The sequence below is a fragment of the Desulfurivibrio dismutans genome (genome assembly GCF_029210385.1).
Taxonomy (GTDB): domain Bacteria; phylum Desulfobacterota; class Desulfobulbia; order Desulfobulbales; family Desulfurivibrionaceae; genus Desulfurivibrio; species Desulfurivibrio dismutans.
The window spans coordinates 44,591-59,761 of the sequence record NZ_JARGDQ010000012.1; the positions used below are offsets into that span (position 1 = coordinate 44,591).

The 15,171-nt window shown below is 58.8% G+C and carries 16 protein-coding genes and 2 pseudogenes; 3 read left to right on the top strand and 15 right to left on the bottom strand.

The features are described from left to right. Positions 1-5: 5 nt before the first annotated feature. From P0N66_RS12240 to pilM, 3 genes are read right to left on the bottom strand one after another with little or no spacing between them, the layout of a single operon-like run. Positions 6-650, bottom strand: coding sequence for a type IV pilus inner membrane component PilO (locus tag P0N66_RS12240; RefSeq protein WP_275805825.1), 645 nt, complete (start codon positions 648-650; stop codon positions 6-8). Next, on the bottom strand, positions 647-1,216 hold the full coding sequence (locus P0N66_RS12245) for a PilN domain-containing protein (protein WP_275805827.1): 570 nt from the start codon (positions 1,214-1,216) through the stop codon (positions 647-649). The genes P0N66_RS12240 and P0N66_RS12245 overlap by 4 nt, the downstream gene beginning before the upstream one ends. Positions 1,217-1,225: 9 nt before the next feature. Further along, on the bottom strand, positions 1,226-2,347 hold the full coding sequence (gene pilM / locus P0N66_RS12250; protein ID WP_275805829.1) for a type IV pilus assembly protein PilM: 1,122 nt from the start codon (positions 2,345-2,347) through the stop codon (positions 1,226-1,228). Positions 2,348-2,685: 338 nt separating this feature from the next. On the opposite strand from pilM, the gene lepB reads away from it, so the two are divergent. From lepB to P0N66_RS12265, 3 genes are read left to right on the top strand one after another with little or no spacing between them, the layout of a single operon-like run. Next, positions 2,686-3,315, top strand: a complete 630-nt coding sequence (gene lepB / locus P0N66_RS12255; protein WP_275805831.1) for a signal peptidase I — start codon at positions 2,686-2,688, stop codon at positions 3,313-3,315. Positions 3,316-3,317: 2 nt separating this feature from the next. Further along, positions 3,318-4,250: an aspartate carbamoyltransferase catalytic subunit gene (locus P0N66_RS12260; protein WP_275805833.1), complete on the top strand. Its 933-nt coding sequence runs from the start codon at positions 3,318-3,320 to the stop codon at positions 4,248-4,250. Positions 4,251-4,258: 8 nt separating this feature from the next. Next, a complete protein-coding gene (locus P0N66_RS12265; RefSeq protein ID WP_275805835.1) occupies positions 4,259-5,572 on the top strand; it encodes a dihydroorotase in 1,314 nt (437 codons plus the stop codon). Here P0N66_RS12265 and P0N66_RS12270 read toward each other — a convergent pair. The 12 genes and pseudogenes from P0N66_RS12270 to P0N66_RS12320 all read right to left on the bottom strand — a co-directional run. Further along, positions 5,562-5,918 carry a flagellar basal body rod C-terminal domain-containing protein gene (locus P0N66_RS12270; protein ID WP_275805837.1) on the bottom strand — a complete coding sequence of 119 codons (357 nt, stop codon included), beginning with the start codon at positions 5,916-5,918 and terminating at the stop codon, positions 5,562-5,564. The two genes, P0N66_RS12265 and P0N66_RS12270, sit on opposite strands and share 11 nt — an antisense overlap. A 114-nt stretch (positions 5,919-6,032) precedes the next feature. Then, positions 6,033-7,247, bottom strand: a complete 1,215-nt coding sequence (locus tag P0N66_RS12275; RefSeq protein ID WP_275805839.1) for a hypothetical protein — start codon at positions 7,245-7,247, stop codon at positions 6,033-6,035. Between the two features lie 197 nt (positions 7,248-7,444). Continuing rightward, the gene (locus tag P0N66_RS12280) at positions 7,445-7,690 is read right to left on the bottom strand and encodes a DNA topoisomerase family protein (protein WP_275805857.1); all 246 of its coding nucleotides are present in this window, start codon (positions 7,688-7,690) and stop codon (positions 7,445-7,447) included. Positions 7,691-7,711: 21 nt separating this feature from the next. Then, positions 7,712-7,792 (bottom strand): annotated as a pseudogene (locus P0N66_RS12285) (topoisomerase DNA-binding C4 zinc finger domain-containing protein); the annotation flags it as partial. A gap of 73 nt (positions 7,793-7,865) precedes the next feature. Further along, positions 7,866-9,581, bottom strand: coding sequence for an IS1634 family transposase (locus P0N66_RS12290; RefSeq protein ID WP_431190049.1), 1,716 nt, complete (start codon positions 9,579-9,581; stop codon positions 7,866-7,868). A 222-nt stretch (positions 9,582-9,803) separates the two neighbouring features. Continuing rightward, positions 9,804-10,103: pseudogene (locus tag P0N66_RS12985) on the bottom strand (RHS repeat domain-containing protein); the annotation flags it as partial. 505 nt (positions 10,104-10,608) lie between these two features. After that, positions 10,609-10,860, bottom strand: coding sequence for a hypothetical protein (locus P0N66_RS12295; RefSeq protein WP_275805843.1), 252 nt, complete (start codon positions 10,858-10,860; stop codon positions 10,609-10,611). Positions 10,861-10,886: 26 nt separating this feature from the next. After that, positions 10,887-12,665, bottom strand: coding sequence for an RHS repeat domain-containing protein (locus P0N66_RS12300; RefSeq protein ID WP_275805845.1), 1,779 nt, complete (start codon positions 12,663-12,665; stop codon positions 10,887-10,889). 107 nt (positions 12,666-12,772) lie between these two features. Then, a complete protein-coding gene (locus tag P0N66_RS12305; protein WP_275805847.1) occupies positions 12,773-13,036 on the bottom strand; it encodes a Txe/YoeB family addiction module toxin in 264 nt (87 codons plus the stop codon). After that, on the bottom strand, positions 13,033-13,275 hold the full coding sequence (locus tag P0N66_RS12310; protein ID WP_275805849.1) for a type II toxin-antitoxin system Phd/YefM family antitoxin: 243 nt from the start codon (positions 13,273-13,275) through the stop codon (positions 13,033-13,035). The genes P0N66_RS12305 and P0N66_RS12310 overlap by 4 nt, the downstream gene beginning before the upstream one ends. 394 nt (positions 13,276-13,669) lie before the next feature. Further along, positions 13,670-14,167, bottom strand: a complete 498-nt coding sequence (locus P0N66_RS12315) for a DUF2141 domain-containing protein (RefSeq protein ID WP_275805851.1) — start codon at positions 14,165-14,167, stop codon at positions 13,670-13,672. Between the two features lie 395 nt (positions 14,168-14,562). Beyond that, positions 14,563-15,171 (bottom strand): RHS repeat domain-containing protein (locus tag P0N66_RS12320; RefSeq protein ID WP_275805853.1); only part of this gene is annotated, 609 nt, incomplete at its 5' end.

Genomic DNA, 15,171 nt, shown 5'->3' on the forward strand with positions numbered 1-15,171 from the left:
GTCTTCTATCGCCTCCGCGAGCGGGCCGGGGGTGGCGGCGCCGTTTCCGGTTCGATGAAGCGGTAAGTCAGCAACGTGATGTTGGTGGTCAGGTACATCCGATTGCCGGTGCGGGTCGGTGAGGTCATGTTGAGATCCTGCACGGTAACGATGCGCGGCAGTTTGCTGATGCGGTCGAGAAAGGCGCCGACATTATGGTACGGCCCACGAACCGAGATACTGACCGGGATTTCGGCGTAAAACTCTTGTCGCACCTCACTCTGGGGCCGGAACAGCATAAAATCAAGGCCGGAGTTGGTACCAAGATTGGAGATGCTGGTCAGCAGCAGGGGAATCTCTTTTTCCTCCGGCAGCAGGAGGGAGAGCTCTTCCAGCCGTAGTTCAACCTCCCGGGTTTCTTCCCGGTGCCGGTCCAGTTCCCGGGCCACTCGAGCCAGCCGGGCGATCTCGCTTTCAAGATTCTGAATGCGGTCGCGGGCCTGATCCATTTCGCCGGCCTTGGGGATGAACACCAGGAAGGTGAAGATCGCCACCGGCAGGGCGCAGACCCCGACCAGGATCAGCAGTTTGTGCAGGCCGGTGAGCATGCCGGTCTTGGTTTCCAGCAGCACATCCAGCTTTCTGAGCAGCGGTTTGAGTTTCTGGTTCATTCCGCTTCCTCCGTTTCCGGCGGGGGGGGGGTTACCCGGATAACCAGGGAAAAGGACTTGAGCCGGTTGCCGCCCACCTCGGTCTGGGTGGAACTGGTCAGATCGGCGCTGCCGAAATAGGGGGAGCGTTCCAGGGCCTGCATGTACTGGGCGATGGTGGGGTTGTCCAGGCCGATTCCGGCCAGATTGATGGTGTTGCCGGCCAGCCGCAGGGAGGTGAGCCACATTCTGGCGCTCGGGGTCAGGTTGCTGAGCTCGTCCAGAATGCGGACCGTGATTTGGGAGTCAGTGCGCAAGTTATTGATCGCCCCGATTTTGACTTCCAGCTCTTCCCGCTTTCTTTTCAGGGAGTCGATTTCCCGCTGGATGGCGACATAGGACGCCCGTTCCGTCTCAAGCTCACTGATTTTCGCTTCCAGCCGCCCGGCCTGGATGGCCATGACCATGGCGACGCCGCCCAAAACCACCAGTACCGCGGCCAAGGCTCCGAACAGCCCGAAAAACTCGTAGCGCCGGCGCAGCTTTTGCCTGATTTCTTTGATTGGCAGCAGGTTGATCTTAATCATGGCCTTCCCCTAAAACTCCACCGACCGGGTGGCCAGACCGAAGGCCTGGCCCATCTCCGGGGCGGCGGCCTGCAGGTACTTGGGGTCGATTTTTAGTGGGTCGTACTCAGTCCTGGCGAAGGGGTTGAATACAGAGCAGGGCAACTCACACTGGTGGGCGAGATAATCGGCCAGGCCGGTGATTCTGGCGCTGCCGCCGCTGATTACGATCCGGCTTATGGGGTGCTCTTCGTTGGTGGACATGTAGAAGGCGATGGCCCGTTTAATCTCCTCGCTCCACTGCCGACAGGTGTCCTGTACGACGCCCACCGCTTTCTGCTGCAATTCTTCCGTGGGTGCCGGCGTTTTGCCGGTCTTCAGATCCTCGGCTTCATCGAAGGAAAGCCCCAGGGCGTTTTGCAGTTGAATGGTAAGATCCCGACCGCCAAGGGTGACATCCCTGGTCAGGGCCGAACTGCCACCGCTGAGCAGATTGATGTTCATCTTGCCGGCACCGATGTCCACCAGGGCAACGTTTTCCGTTGTCACTCGGGGTTCGCCAGCCGCAAAGGCATTTTCCAGGGCAAAGGCGTCCACGTCCACCACCACTGTTTGCAGGCCCAGACCTTCCAGTAGATCCAGGTAGCCGTCCACCAGTTCTTTCTTGGCCGCCACCAGCATGACGTCGGTGTTTTCGTCGCCTTCCCGGTTGGTCTGCAGGTCGTGGAAGTCCAGATAAACATCATCGATATCGAAGGGGATGTACTGTTCTGCCTCTTCGACGATGTGCTTTTCCAACTCTTCGGTGCTCATCACCTGGAGGTTGATTTTTTTTACGATTACTGAGTAGCCGGAAACGGAAATGGCCACCTTGCGGTTTTTGCTTTTCAGGTTGGCCAGCAAAGGAGAGATGACTCCGGCCACGGCCTCGGCGTCGGTAAGGGCGCCGTCCTCGGTGGCATCGGGCGGCATCAGGGAGCTGCCCAGGGTCAGCAGCCGGTAGCCCCTGGTAAGCCGGTGCAGTTCGCAGACCTTGACCGCGTGGGAGCCGATGTCCAGCCCCAGCGCCAAGGGGGGACCGCCGCGACCGGGCAGGGTCAGTCGCCCGAAGGAAGGCAGGCTTATTTTGATCTTAGGCAGGGTTAGGGCCATTACTGATCCTGTACCAGACTTGCACGTTTTTTATGTCATCGGGCAACTTCCCGTTGCCTTTCTTTATACTTCCGGGTACTTCCGGGCTTTTCACCCTAACGTGATGTTCGCATTAAGGACATAAAAGGGCCGCGATGTCAAGGGTAAAGCTTGAATATCAAGCGGTTGCTTGTCTTTTTTTGCGCTTTGCGGTATAGCTAACAAGGTTTACCGGCCGCCGCCGGCGGCGGCCAAAAACCCTGATGGTTGCAGGGTTTTGTCGGTACTGTTCGGTAACCGCAGGGCGGCTGGCCGTAAAATAAACCGAGTCTTTTAAAAATCTTGCTGGAGGAAAAAGTTTGGCCGATACAACTCGGGACTCTTCACGGAAATCCGTTTTTCGTGAATATGCAGAGGCCATTATTGTTGCCCTGGTGCTGGCCCTGCTGATTCGCACCTTTGTGGTGCAGGCCTTCAAAATTCCCTCCGGCTCCATGGAACCGACCCTGTTGATCGGCGATCATCTGCTGGTCAACAAGTTCACCTACGGGGTGCGCAACCCCTTCAACGGGGAAGTCTGGATCAGTCTGCAGGAGCCGGCGCGCTATGACGTGGTGGTTTTTCGTTATCCCCGTAATCCCAGCCAGGACTATATCAAGCGGATCATCGGGTTGCCGGGTGAGACGGTGGAGATCCGCGACAAAAAGGTGTATATCGACGGTGAACCGCTGGATGATCCCCGGGCGGTCTTTCGCGATGACGACATCCTGCCGCCCTCCCGCCAGCCCCGGGACAACTTCGGCCCGGTGACGGTGGGGCCCGATGAGCTGTTCACCTTGGGAGACAATCGGGACAACAGCCACGACGGCCGGTTCTGGGGCATGGTGGAAACCACCGCGCTAAGAGGCAAGGCCTTCGTTCTTTACTGGTCCTGGGACCGGGAGGAAACCGGGGTGCGCTGGAACCGACTGGGGCAGAGGATTGAGTAACCATGAGCGCTGATTACCTGTTTCCGCATCGACATATCCTGGGGCTTGGTGACTTGGCCGCCGCCGATATCGATTTCATTCTTAAAACCGCCGAGAGTTTCAAGGAAATATCCCAGCGTTCGATCAAAAAGGTTCCCACCCTGCGGGGCAAGACGGTAATCAACCTGTTTCTGGAACCCTCCACCCGGACCCGGCTCTCCTTTGAGATTGCCGCCAAGCGGATGAGCGCCGACACCTTTAATATCTCCGGGGCCGGCAGCAGTACGGTCAAAGGGGAGACCATGGTGGATACGGCCCGTAACCTGGCGGCCATGAACCCCGACTGTATCATCATTCGCCATGCCTGCTCCGGTTCCCCTGGGCTGCTGGCCCGCCACATCGACGCATCGGTGATCAACGCTGGCGACGGCGCCCACGAACACCCCAGCCAGGCCCTGCTTGACCTGATGACGGTGCGGGAGCACAAGGGCCGGATCGAAGGCCTGAAGGTGGCGATCATCGGCGATATCACCCACAGCCGGGTGGCCCACTCCAATATCATCGGATTTGCTAAAATGGGGGCCGAAGTTCGGGTGGCCGGGCCCGCCACCTTGATTCCCCCGGGGATTGCCGCCATGGGGGCACAGCACTGCCGGTCGGTGCGCCAGGCGGTGAGCGGGGCCGATGTGGTGATGGCCCTGCGCATCCAGAAGGAGCGCCAGCAGGATCCCCTGCTGCCCTCGCTCCGGGAGTACGCCATTTTTTACGGGATTACGCCGGAAGTCATGATACATGCCGCATCCGACGCCATCATCATGCACCCCGGTCCCATCAACCGCGGCATCGAGCTCGATCCTGCCCTGGCCGACGGTCCCCGTTCGGTGATTCTGGACCAGGTGACCAACGGGGTGGCGATCCGAATGGCGCTTCTGTATTTGATCATGGGCGGCGAGTAGGGAGAATTATGTCTGTTGATAATTTGGAATCCGTGATTTTGCTGGAAAATGCCCGGCTGCTTGACCCGGCTGGCGGTTTGGATGCGCTGGGCTACGTGCTGGTGCGGGACGGCATAATCGCCGCGGTGGCGGCGGGGCGGCCCGAGGGGGTCGAGCTGCCGGCGGAACTGCGGCGGCTGGATGCCGGCGGTCGCTGGCTGACCCCCGGCCTGATCGACCTCCATGTGCACCTGCGGGAGCCTGGCGACGAGCATAAGGAAACGGTGGTCAGCGGGGCGGCGGCCGCCGCCGCCGGCGGTTTCACCGCCGTGGTCTGCATGCCCAACACCCGACCGTTCAATGACTGTGCCGCAGTGACGTTGCAAATACTGGCGGCGGCGGCCGGGGCGGCGGCCCGGGTCTATCCGGTGGGGAGCATCAGTGTCGGGCTGCAGGGTGAAACCCTGGCGCCTTTTGGCGAGATGCGCCGGGCCGGGGTGCGGGCGGTCAGCGACGACGGCCGCCCGGTGGTCAACAGCCAGCTTATGCGGCGGGCCCTGGAATATGCCGGTGACCACGACCTGCTGGTGATCAGCCACGCCGAAGAGGAAAGTTTAAGCCGCAACGGGGCGATGAACGAGGGGGCAACCGCCACCCGTCTGGGTCTGCGGGGGATTCCGGCGGTGGCCGAGGAGATCATGGTTCACCGGGAACTGGCCCTGGCCGAGTACACCGGTCGGCCCGTCCACATCGCCCACGTCAGCACCGCCGGTTCGGTGGACCTGATCCGGCGGGCCAAGGCGCGGGGGGTGAAGGCGACGGCGGAAACCGCCCCCCATTACTTCACTCTCACCGAAGAGGCGGTGGGCCTTTACGATACACGGGCCAAGATGAATCCGCCCCTGCGCACCGCCGCCGATGTGGCGGCGATCCGGGAGGCCCTGGCCGACGGCACCCTGGAGGTGATTGCCACCGACCATGCCCCCCACAGCGATCTGGAAAAGGATCTGGAGTTTGAGCTGGCGGCCAACGGCATCATCGGCCTGGAAAGCGCCCTGCCTTTAAGCCTGGCCCTGGTCCGGGACGGCCTGCTGACCCCCTTGCAACTGGTGGCTCGGCTGAGCACTAACCCCGCCCGCATCCTGGGCGTACCGGGCGGCCGGCTGGCGGTGGGTGAGCCGGCAGACCTGACCCTCATCGACCCGGACTATAAATTCACCTTCCGGGCCGACGAACTCAAGTCGCGCAGCCGTAACTCACCGTTTATCGATTGGGAAATGCAGGGTAAGGCCATGCTGACCATCATGGATGGCCGCATTACGCATCAGGAGATCAGCTTTTGATGTTCAGCAGACTCCCCAGCCGCTCATCCTCGCTCTGGACAACCTTGAGGTTGGCCTGAAAGTAGCGGCGGCTGAGCATCAGGTTGGGCATCTCTTCCGCCAGGTCGACGTTTGATTTCTCCACCATTTCCGTTCCCGCAGCGGTCTGCTCCTGGACCACCGGGCCGGGGGTCTCGATCTTTTCCGCCCGGGCCTCGATGGTGCCCACCGGGGTGCCTTCAGACAGGGTTACCTTAACCTTTTTATAGCCGTCGGTATTGACGTTGGCGGTGTTATGGGCAGTGGCCGCCGTCTTTTTCTGCAGGGCCATAAGGCCGGACAGTGCCGATTGAATGCCGGAAACCATCGCCTGTCTCCTTTGGGGTTTAAGGTTAAGAAAGGCTCTCTTGTTTCGCGAAGAGAAGCACGTTCCAAGTATACCTTCCAGTTACTGAAAAATCATCAGAAAAGCTCGGTTGGCTCAAGATCGTCGGTTGACGATGATTCCGGTTTCGTGCTGCAGGTGGTCCAGGGTCTCGGTCAGGTTCTCCAGGCTGATCGGGGCATGGTACGAAACCCGACAGATCTGGTAGTCGGAGCAATCGTAGACATCCACCCCCGGGCCGCCGGGACTCCTGGTAAACACCAGGTGCAAGGGTAATCCCTGGGTGCTGATATCCTCATTGGCCAAGGCCAGGGTGTGGCGAATTGATTTTTCCGCCTGAGCAAGGGTGGTTGTGGCGGTGCCGTATTCAACCTTGTCCTGGCGTGCACTTTTGCCCCGAGACAGCAACTGCCGGCTGAAGGCATCGCCAATCGGCCGGGAGGCGGCGATGGGCCGCACCGGCGTTACTTGCCGCTCCATGGGGGCCGGTTTGGATGGAAAAGTTGAAGGGTCATGGGGTTGTATCACGACCAGCACATAGGGGGTGCGATCCGGAAAGCGGCTTACCGGCAGGGTGGCCGGCGTCAGGTCCGGAGGCAGAAAGGCCGCCGTCAGGGTAACCGGTTCCGCCGGCGTTGGCGCCGGTGAAGGCGCAACCGCTGTTGCGTGGGGCGGTCCGGTTGGCGGCACGGCTTCCCGTGCGGGCGGTTCGGTAACGGCGGCGGGAGGAACCGCTCGATCAACCTGTTCTGCCGGCGGTGAAGAAGCGGCGACCGGGGTGATGGCGGGCGGCGGTGGGCTTGCCGGTGGCATTGGCGTGGGGGGGGCCAGTGTCTGGAGCATGGCGCTGATCCGCAGAGCGCTTTGCGCGGCGGCGGGTAGTTCACCCTCAAAGCCGATGAATTCCAGGGTGGTGGGGATATCCGGCAGCAGAAACGGGTGCTGCGCGGCCTCCGGCCGGGCTCCCAGGGTGAGCAAGGCTTGGCTGAGGATCTGCTCCCTTTGCACGGGAGGCTCCAATTCCCGGCCTTCAAGCAGGTTGGCCAAGGTCGGCGGCAGGGACGAAGGTGCCGGCGGGGACGGGAAGGCGATCCGGCGTAACACCTCAAGTTGCTGGAAGTTGATGTCGACCGCCGGGGGGGTCGGGTTGACGATATCGCCGACCGGAGCCTGGCCGGTTGTGGGCGCCGCCTCCGTGCCGGATTCCGGGGCGGTCTCTTGAGCGGTCGGCGGATTCCAGGGCATCCCCGGCCGGGTACCGAGAAGAGCCAGCGGTAGCGGGTTGTTGCCGGTAATGCCGTTCACGTTCATATTGCCACTCCCCGTGCCGTGGCCAGCCACCGTTTCGCTCCAGAACGGGACGATTCCCGACCCGGCCGCAAAACGGCGCGCCACTCATCAGTCCGTTGAAAAAGCCATCTCTGACTTTTTTTCAACGGACTGTCATACACTAGAAGATAGTTCTGCTGGGGAATGTTTGTCAAGGCGGCCCGGCCGGGGGCGGCGGCTTACTCTTCTTCCGGCAGTTCCTCGGAGTAGCGGCACTCTTTGTCCGGGCAGACCAGGCGGCGGCCCTTCTTGTTGCTTTTTTCTACCAGGAAGGGGGAGTTGCACAGCGGGCAGGGTTTGGCCACTGGTTTGTCCCATAGGGCGAAGGTGCACTTGGGGTAGCGGTTGCAACTGTAGAAGACCTTGCCCCTTTTGGAGACCTTCTGCACGAGTTCCCCGTCGCAGCCCTCTTCCGGGCAGCCCACCCCGGTGCTGATGGCCCGGACGTTTTTGCAGTCCGGGTAACCCGAACAGGCCAGAAATTTTCCGAAGCGGCCATGTTTGTAGACCATGGGGCGGCCGCATTTATCGCAACTCTCGCAGGAGTTTAACCACTCAGCTCATACCAGAGCGACAAAACAACGCATATTCAAAAAAATGTCACTGCCCGGGCTGTAAGGCCCCATTCATCACTTTATAGCCCAAAGCCTGGAGAATTGCCGCCTGTTTTTCGTTGGGTTCCTCCAGGCGGCGTTGGGCCTTTCGTGCACCGGTCGGCCAGAGCAGGCAGGAATGGAGGGTGCGCAGGCTCTCCATGGCCTCGGCGGCGGAGATCCTGAGCCCGTTACGGGCCAGGCGGATTTCCAGCAGACGCAGATAGGCCAGGGCAACCACGCAGGTGAAGATATGGCACCTGATCTTGCCGTCGGTCCAGTGGCGCAGGGGCAGCATGGCAACCATTTCGTGATCCTTGCTCTGGCGGAAGCTCTGCTCCACCACGTAGCGGTCCAGGCCGGCCTGGACGATCTCGTCGGTGTTCCAGTCGGGATGATCGGTGACCAAGATGTTCTTGCCGAAGTAGTCGATATGGCGACCGATCCGATAGTGGTTTTTGCGACAGTTCATCCGTAAGCGCTTGCCGTCTCTAAACAGCTCCACTCGGTAAAGATCATCCGGCAGGTGCAGTTCCCGGCAGAGGTTGAGATAACGCTCCTGCACCGTTGCGAGGTTACGCCACTGGGCTGCCTGGCCGTTGACCTTGTGGCGCATCAGATGCACTTCCTCCTCCAAACGCAGCATTTTCTGCTCGAAAGCGTAACGCTGCTTGGTGGCGGTGCGGGGATTATAGGTGACCACCACACTGCGCTCCCTGCCCCACAACTCCCGGCTGGTCCGCCAGGCCAGCAACAGGTCGTCATCGCGGCCTTTGGCCTTGAGCTGCCGGTTCTTGGCGGTATCGACCACCTGGAAATGCTTGCGATCCACGTGGATCAGCTCTTCGGCGTAATGGGGCGAATAGCTGGTGACGAAATGGAGCCGGTCATTGGCGTCGATGGCGGCGATATTCGCCTCGGCGTTGATCCCTTTGTCGAAAACGATGGTCATGGTGCCTTGGCCGCCACGGCCGGCGACCTTGAACAGCTCCTGGGCCAGCTTGAGGAAAACCTTGGAGTCGTGACGATTGCCTTCATACTCTCGGTAAAACAGCGGCAGCCGATTGTCTCTGGCGACCAGTAAGGCCACCCCGACCTGCCGCAGCCAGTGCCGCCCCTCTTTGTTCCGACCACGTTGGGCCAGTTCCGAAGAGGTGTTGCCGGCCATGAAGGTGTAGTAGTTGGTGGTATCGAACATCACCGCGTCCGCCGATGAGGGCTCCAGCTCCGCCAGCTTACGGAAAAAGAGATCGGCCACCGCTGCCAGCTTGGCACTGTCCATCTTCTCCCACTGCTTCCAATAGGCCTGGGAACTCAAGGCATCAAGGGCCACCGGCCGGATCTGCTGGATGGCGGTGGTGCGATACCATTCCGCCAAGGCCCGTTTGGACCTGGGGGCCACCATCCGGTTGGCGATGGCATAGAAGAAATAATCCCCCACCGAAGGCGAGCCTTTTCGCTCCGCCGGCGACAGCACCGAATCAACCAGGCCGGCAATGTTAATCTCCCGATCCAGCAACTCGGCCAGCCACAACGAGCCGAACTCCTGCACCTGGATGCGCTCGACCTCCCGGCTACCAGCACCCTTGGCCAACTCCAGCAACCGCTCGGGGCTGCCGAGATAAACCTGGTTGACCACCTTGGGCTTGCCATCCACTCGGGCGATCTCCCGCAGGTAATAGTAGGGTCTGCCTTTTTTGATTTTCTTGTGTATGTGCGCCATGGTTAAACTCCTGTCATAGTAACGGGCGCGGTAGAAGTACAGGCCGATTTCGGGGTCGTACTCGCGGCCGGTGTAGCGGTAGGGCTGTTTGATCCGGTTGCCGCCGCCGGGGGCGAGGTTGCCGATATGGCCATTGGCGTCGGTTTCCAGCACGATATCCTCGTGGTCGTAGACGTAGCGGGTGGTGGTCTCCACCCCTTCGGGATCGACAAGCCGTTTTTCCAGCCGGCGGCCGAAGGGGTCGTAGGCAAACTCCACCCTGGTGCCGTCGGGCATCACCACCTCACGCAACCGGTTGGCAAAATCCCAGCGGTAACTGGTCTCGCCCTCGGCGGTCACCTTGCTGATCAGGTTGCCGTTGGCGTCGTAATCGTACCGGTCCTGATCGGAACTCAGCAACCGGTTGTTCGGGTCGTGGCGGTAATCGTCGTGGCGGTGGCTGGCCTGGCGGTTGCCGGCGGGATCGTATTGGTAGAACTCCGGCTGTTGCGGCCCGCCCTGGGGTGCTCCGCCTTGCTCCATCCCCCGGCCCTGTCCCCGGCTCTGGCCCTGGCCGGGGGTGGCCGGCCTGCCGCCGGGAGAGGCCGGGTTGGCCTCCAGCAGCCGGTGGGTGCGATCGTAGCGATAGTCGATCTCCTGATCCGCTCCGGTCAGACGCAAGCGGTTGCCGACCGGGTCGAGATCGTAGACGGCGGCGGCGATGACGGCGGTGCCTGACCGGTGGACAAGGCCCGTTAAGCGACCGGCGGGATCGTAATCGTAATCCACCCATCGGCCGTCGGGAGTCAGGGCGCCGGTGCGCCGACCGGCGGCGTCGTAGCTGTATTCCAGGGTCCAGCCCCGGGAGTCGCTGACTCCGGCGATCCGCCCGGCGTCATCGTAGTTGAAGCTGTAGCTGATCTCGGGATTGGCAGCCCGGGTGATCCGAGGACGGCTCCGTCGGGATCGACACGTTCCACCAAGTTGCCGACCGTGAGATAAATAGTATTTTGCACCATTTTATTCCCAGATCGGGAATAGTCAAACTTCACTCAACTTCAGAACGAGACTTTTTTAGTTTGCATTTACTGCAATAGTAAAAATACCTTTCTTTTTTTAAAAGCAATAAAATTCCAGAAATAACTGCAAATAAAATATATAAAAATGGAATTATTGTGCCATAAGCAATAAACATCAACAAAGGAAACATTGGCAAACAACTTATGAGAACAATAAGTCCATATTTTTTGTAATATTTTACCTCTAGTTCATTACTACATATTTTGCATATTGCAGCCATGATTATTTTTCCTGCTCTGATTTATCCTATTTGCATGGTGTACTGCTATCACCTGGTGCATCAATGATCGAGTTAAAAAAATTGTCAATTATTTCATTTGTAAGTTCCTCAATAGACTGTCCCAATCCTACAACCTCAAACCCTGTTTGAATTAGTAGACCTCCACTGAATCCAGCAGCACCCCCGACTATCGCTGAAGGAACAGTCCCAATGCCCAAGGCGGGAACACCAACGATTGCACCGCCAACTGCACCAGCAGCAGCACCGCCAAGACCGGCACTAATAATTCTTCTCCCTGCTGGATCAATATCTCGCATATAGCTTTGAGAAATGCTTCTAATTGTTTTATCAACAAATTGCTTGATTAAAAATGTTCGGGTCAGCCCCCACGGATCAATCCAATTAACCGGATTATTCAGGACATACCCATACAGATTAACATCACCTCCCGCAAAGCCGATGGGGTCTTGGGAGATGAACCGGCCGATATCCGGATCGTAGTAGCGGGCGCGGTAGAAGTACAGGCCGATGTCGGGGTCGTACTCGCGGCCGGTGTAGCGGTAAGGCTGCTTGATCCGGTTGCCGCCGCCGGGGGCGGGGTTGCCGAAGGCGTCGTACTGGTAGCTCTGCACCAACCGGGCCCGCTGGTCGCTGAGGGCGGTGATCGTGCCCAGGCCGTCGGAGTGATAGTAATAGATCTCGCGGCCATGGTAAAGGGCCAGGGGTTCGTCGATGCCGGGGCCGTGGAGGTAACGGTTGCCGATCTGGCCATTGGCGTCGGTCTCCAGCACGATATCCTCGTGGTCGTAAACGTAGCGGGTGGTGGTCTCGGCCCCTTCGGGATCGGCAAGCCGTTTTTCCAGCCGGCGGCCGAAGGGGTCGTAGGCAAACTCCACCTTGGTGCCGTCGGGCATCACCACCTCACGCAACCGGTTGGCAAAATCCCAGCGATAAATGGTCTCGCCCTCGGCGGTCACCTTGCTGATCAGGTTGCTGTTGGCGTCGTAATCGTACCGGGCCTGATCGGCGCTCAGCAACCGGTTGTTCCGGTCGTGGCGGTATTCGTCGTGGCGGTGGCTGGCCTGGCGGTTGCCGGCGGGATCGTATTGGTAGAACTCCGGCTGTTGCGGCCCGCCCTGGGGTGCTCCGCCTTGCTCCAGCCCCCGGCCCTGTCCCCGGCCCTGTCCCTCCTGGCCGGGGGTGGCCGGCCTGCCGCCGGGAGCGACCGGGTTGGCCTCCAGCAGCCGGTGGGTGCGATCGTAGCGATAGTCGATCTCCTGATCCGCTCCGGTCAGACGCAAGCGGTTGCCGACCGGGTCGAGATCGTAGACGGCGGCGGCGATGACGGCGGTGCCTGACCGGTGGACAAGGCCCGTTAAGCGACCGGCAGGATCGTAATCGTAGTCTGCCTTGACCCCGTTGGGGTAAACCAGGGCGGCACGCCGGCCAGCCGGGTCATAGCGGAAACTGAAGGTGCGGCCGCTGTCGTTGATCTCGGCGAGCCGACCGGCGGGATCGTAACCGTAATCCACCCATCGGCCGTCGGGAGTCAGGGCGCCGGTGCGCCGACCGGCGGCGTCGTAGCTGTATTCCAGGTTCCAGCCCCGGGAGTCGCTGACCCCGGTGATCCGCCCGGCGTCATCGTAGTTGAAGCTGTAGCTGATCTCGGGATTGGCAGCCCGGGTGATCCGCCCCTGGGCGTTATAGCTGAACGTGGTTTCGGTGCCGTCGGGGTACTGCTTGACCAGCAGCCGACCCAGGGCATCGTGATGATAACCGATGCAGAAAATGGGGTCAGACACCATTTTGGCCCGCCATTTTCGCCCGATTTTCGATTTGCAAGTCAAATAAACAACAAACTTGCCCTGCCCCAGCGACGCACGAGAAGCGCGGCTTGGATGCGTGCTCTCTTCTATTCATAGTGGGTCCACATCCGCAGCACCTTCACCGTGCGAAGATCCTCGAAAACTTGATAGACAAGCCGATGTTTGATGTTGATGCGCCGCGAACAGGCACCAGCCAAATCACCAACGAGCTTTTCGTATGGTGGTGGATTTTGGAAGGGATTGTCGGCGAGGATATCAAGTAATTGCTGTGTTTTCGGCTTCAAGCCGGAAGCGGCAAGCTTTTTCGCATCTTTTTGGGCGTGTTTGGTGTAGACCAGCTTCCAGTTCACCAGTCCAATTCCTCATCACACTCTTCAACTGGCGTCTTCATACCGTCAAGGATCGATTCCTTCAGTTCGGGAACGGAATGCAGGTAGAGGGTCTCCTGCACGGCACGCCAGTCGTCTTCAGACACCAGGACCGCGTTGTTGCGCTTGCCGGTGATCTGAATGGGATCGTGCGACTCGGCTACATCGTCGAGTAGCTTGTAGAGATGCTTTCTGGCTTCGGTTGCAGTAATTGTGGTCATTGACGCCTCCCTAACGTACGTCAAATCGTACGCTACCTGTAGTAACCTTGTCAACCAGAATGATTTCTCTTTTTTCTTGCCCGCCAATAAGCGGCGTAAACCCCTGGTGCTGCGAGGCGCCAGAAAAGTCGGCAAGTCAACCCTGATGCGGCGCTTTGCTCGGGGCAAGGTGGCGGTGCGCTTTGACCTGGATCCGCCAAATTGTCAGGAAGTGGCCCACACAATAACCATCGGAACCGGCGGCGAGGAGACAAGATTCTCGCTGCCCCCCCTCCCCTCTATGAGGTGGACGAACTGCTGCGAATTATCGGCGACCAGCCTTAGCACCTGTCCGGAAATTGGTGACCACCTCTCAGGGCGCCGGTGCGCCGACCGGCGGCGTCGTAAAGGTCGCTCAGTAATTCAACCTGATCGTCAGATCTATGTTTTGCCCATCGTATGGAAAGCTGGCGGCAGAAAACGCAGGGGCGCCGAATTCGTCAACGGTCGTATTTGAAAAGCCGTAGCCTTCCTTGGGGACACCAAGCCAATTGGTGTCGAGCTCCCCGTTCATGTTCTCATCATGGATGACGGCGATCGCATAGGTTCCCGGCGGGATATCCGAAAAGACGCATTGCGCTTTTGTCTTCTGAATTTTCCTTATTATAATTGCCTTTGCCGAACCCAAAAATTTATTGGGAAAACCCTCTGGTGATTCGAAAATCCCACAAGCTATATTTCCAGTACTGTTTTTTATATTCGGAATTTTCACGTGAATTCCCGGGCATGATGATTGGGCGAAGGCGATGGTGGGAAAATTCGCAAACACCAGCACTGCAGACAATGCACATCGAACGCCCATGGAGACCAACGCGGACTTCCGATGAGTTGACTTACCCATGATTTTCCTCATAGTTCCGATCTCCGTGACATGATGGAGACAACCCAATCTCGCTCCGCCCAACCCATCGAGAAAAAATAGATCTGTCCCGGTTTTACCGGGTTTTCCGCGGTTTTCCGCGCGGTTTTCCGGTCCCGGTTTTCCGGTTTTCCGTTTTCTGGTTTTCCTTATTTGTCCTTCATTCCAGATAGTTTACGATAAAAATTGATGATACTTATAACGCATGCCAATGAAATGACGGTGCTAATAAAAATTACTTCCCCCAAGGTCGGGGTTATATCAAATAATCTGGCCAAAATCAGGGACACAAATATACCTATCGCTACACCTATAGGTAGGTAGACAAATGAATTAAGGAGAAAACGTTTTTTCTGGTTTTTTGGAATGCGATTTAACATTGATATGCCCTAATTTTCACATTTTTCCTTTTCTATTATTTCTATCTGCTTAAACCCTTGCATCATCACCCAAGAACCAAAAGCCATTCCTGTTACCCCAGTCGCTATGGGGACAATTCCTTTTGGCCCCATAAAGACTCCATAACTCAAAAGTTTCGCATTTACAGAAGTAATGGCTGCGCCGGCAGCAATTAAGTCCCATGCCCCCGGGGCTGAGATATTGTAACTCTCAAAAAAACCTGGCGGTGGCTTCTTGCCGTACATATCTGCGATCTCTCGATAACCTCCATCGCCCCAGACCGGTCCGATCATGGTCAATCCATATGGATCAATCCAATTAACCGGATTATTCAGGACATACCCATACAGATTAACATCACCTCCCGCAAAGCCAATGGGGTCTTGGGAGATGAACCGGCCGATATCCGGATCGTAGTAGCGGGCGCGATAGAAGTACAGGCCGATTTCGGGGTCGTACTCGCGGCCGGTGTAGCGGTAGGGCTGTTTGATCCGGTTGCCGCCGCCGGGGGCGGGGTTGCCGAAGGCGTCGTACTGGTAGTTCTGCACCACCCGGGCCCGCTGGTCGCTGAGGGCGGTGATCGTGCCCAGGCCATCGGA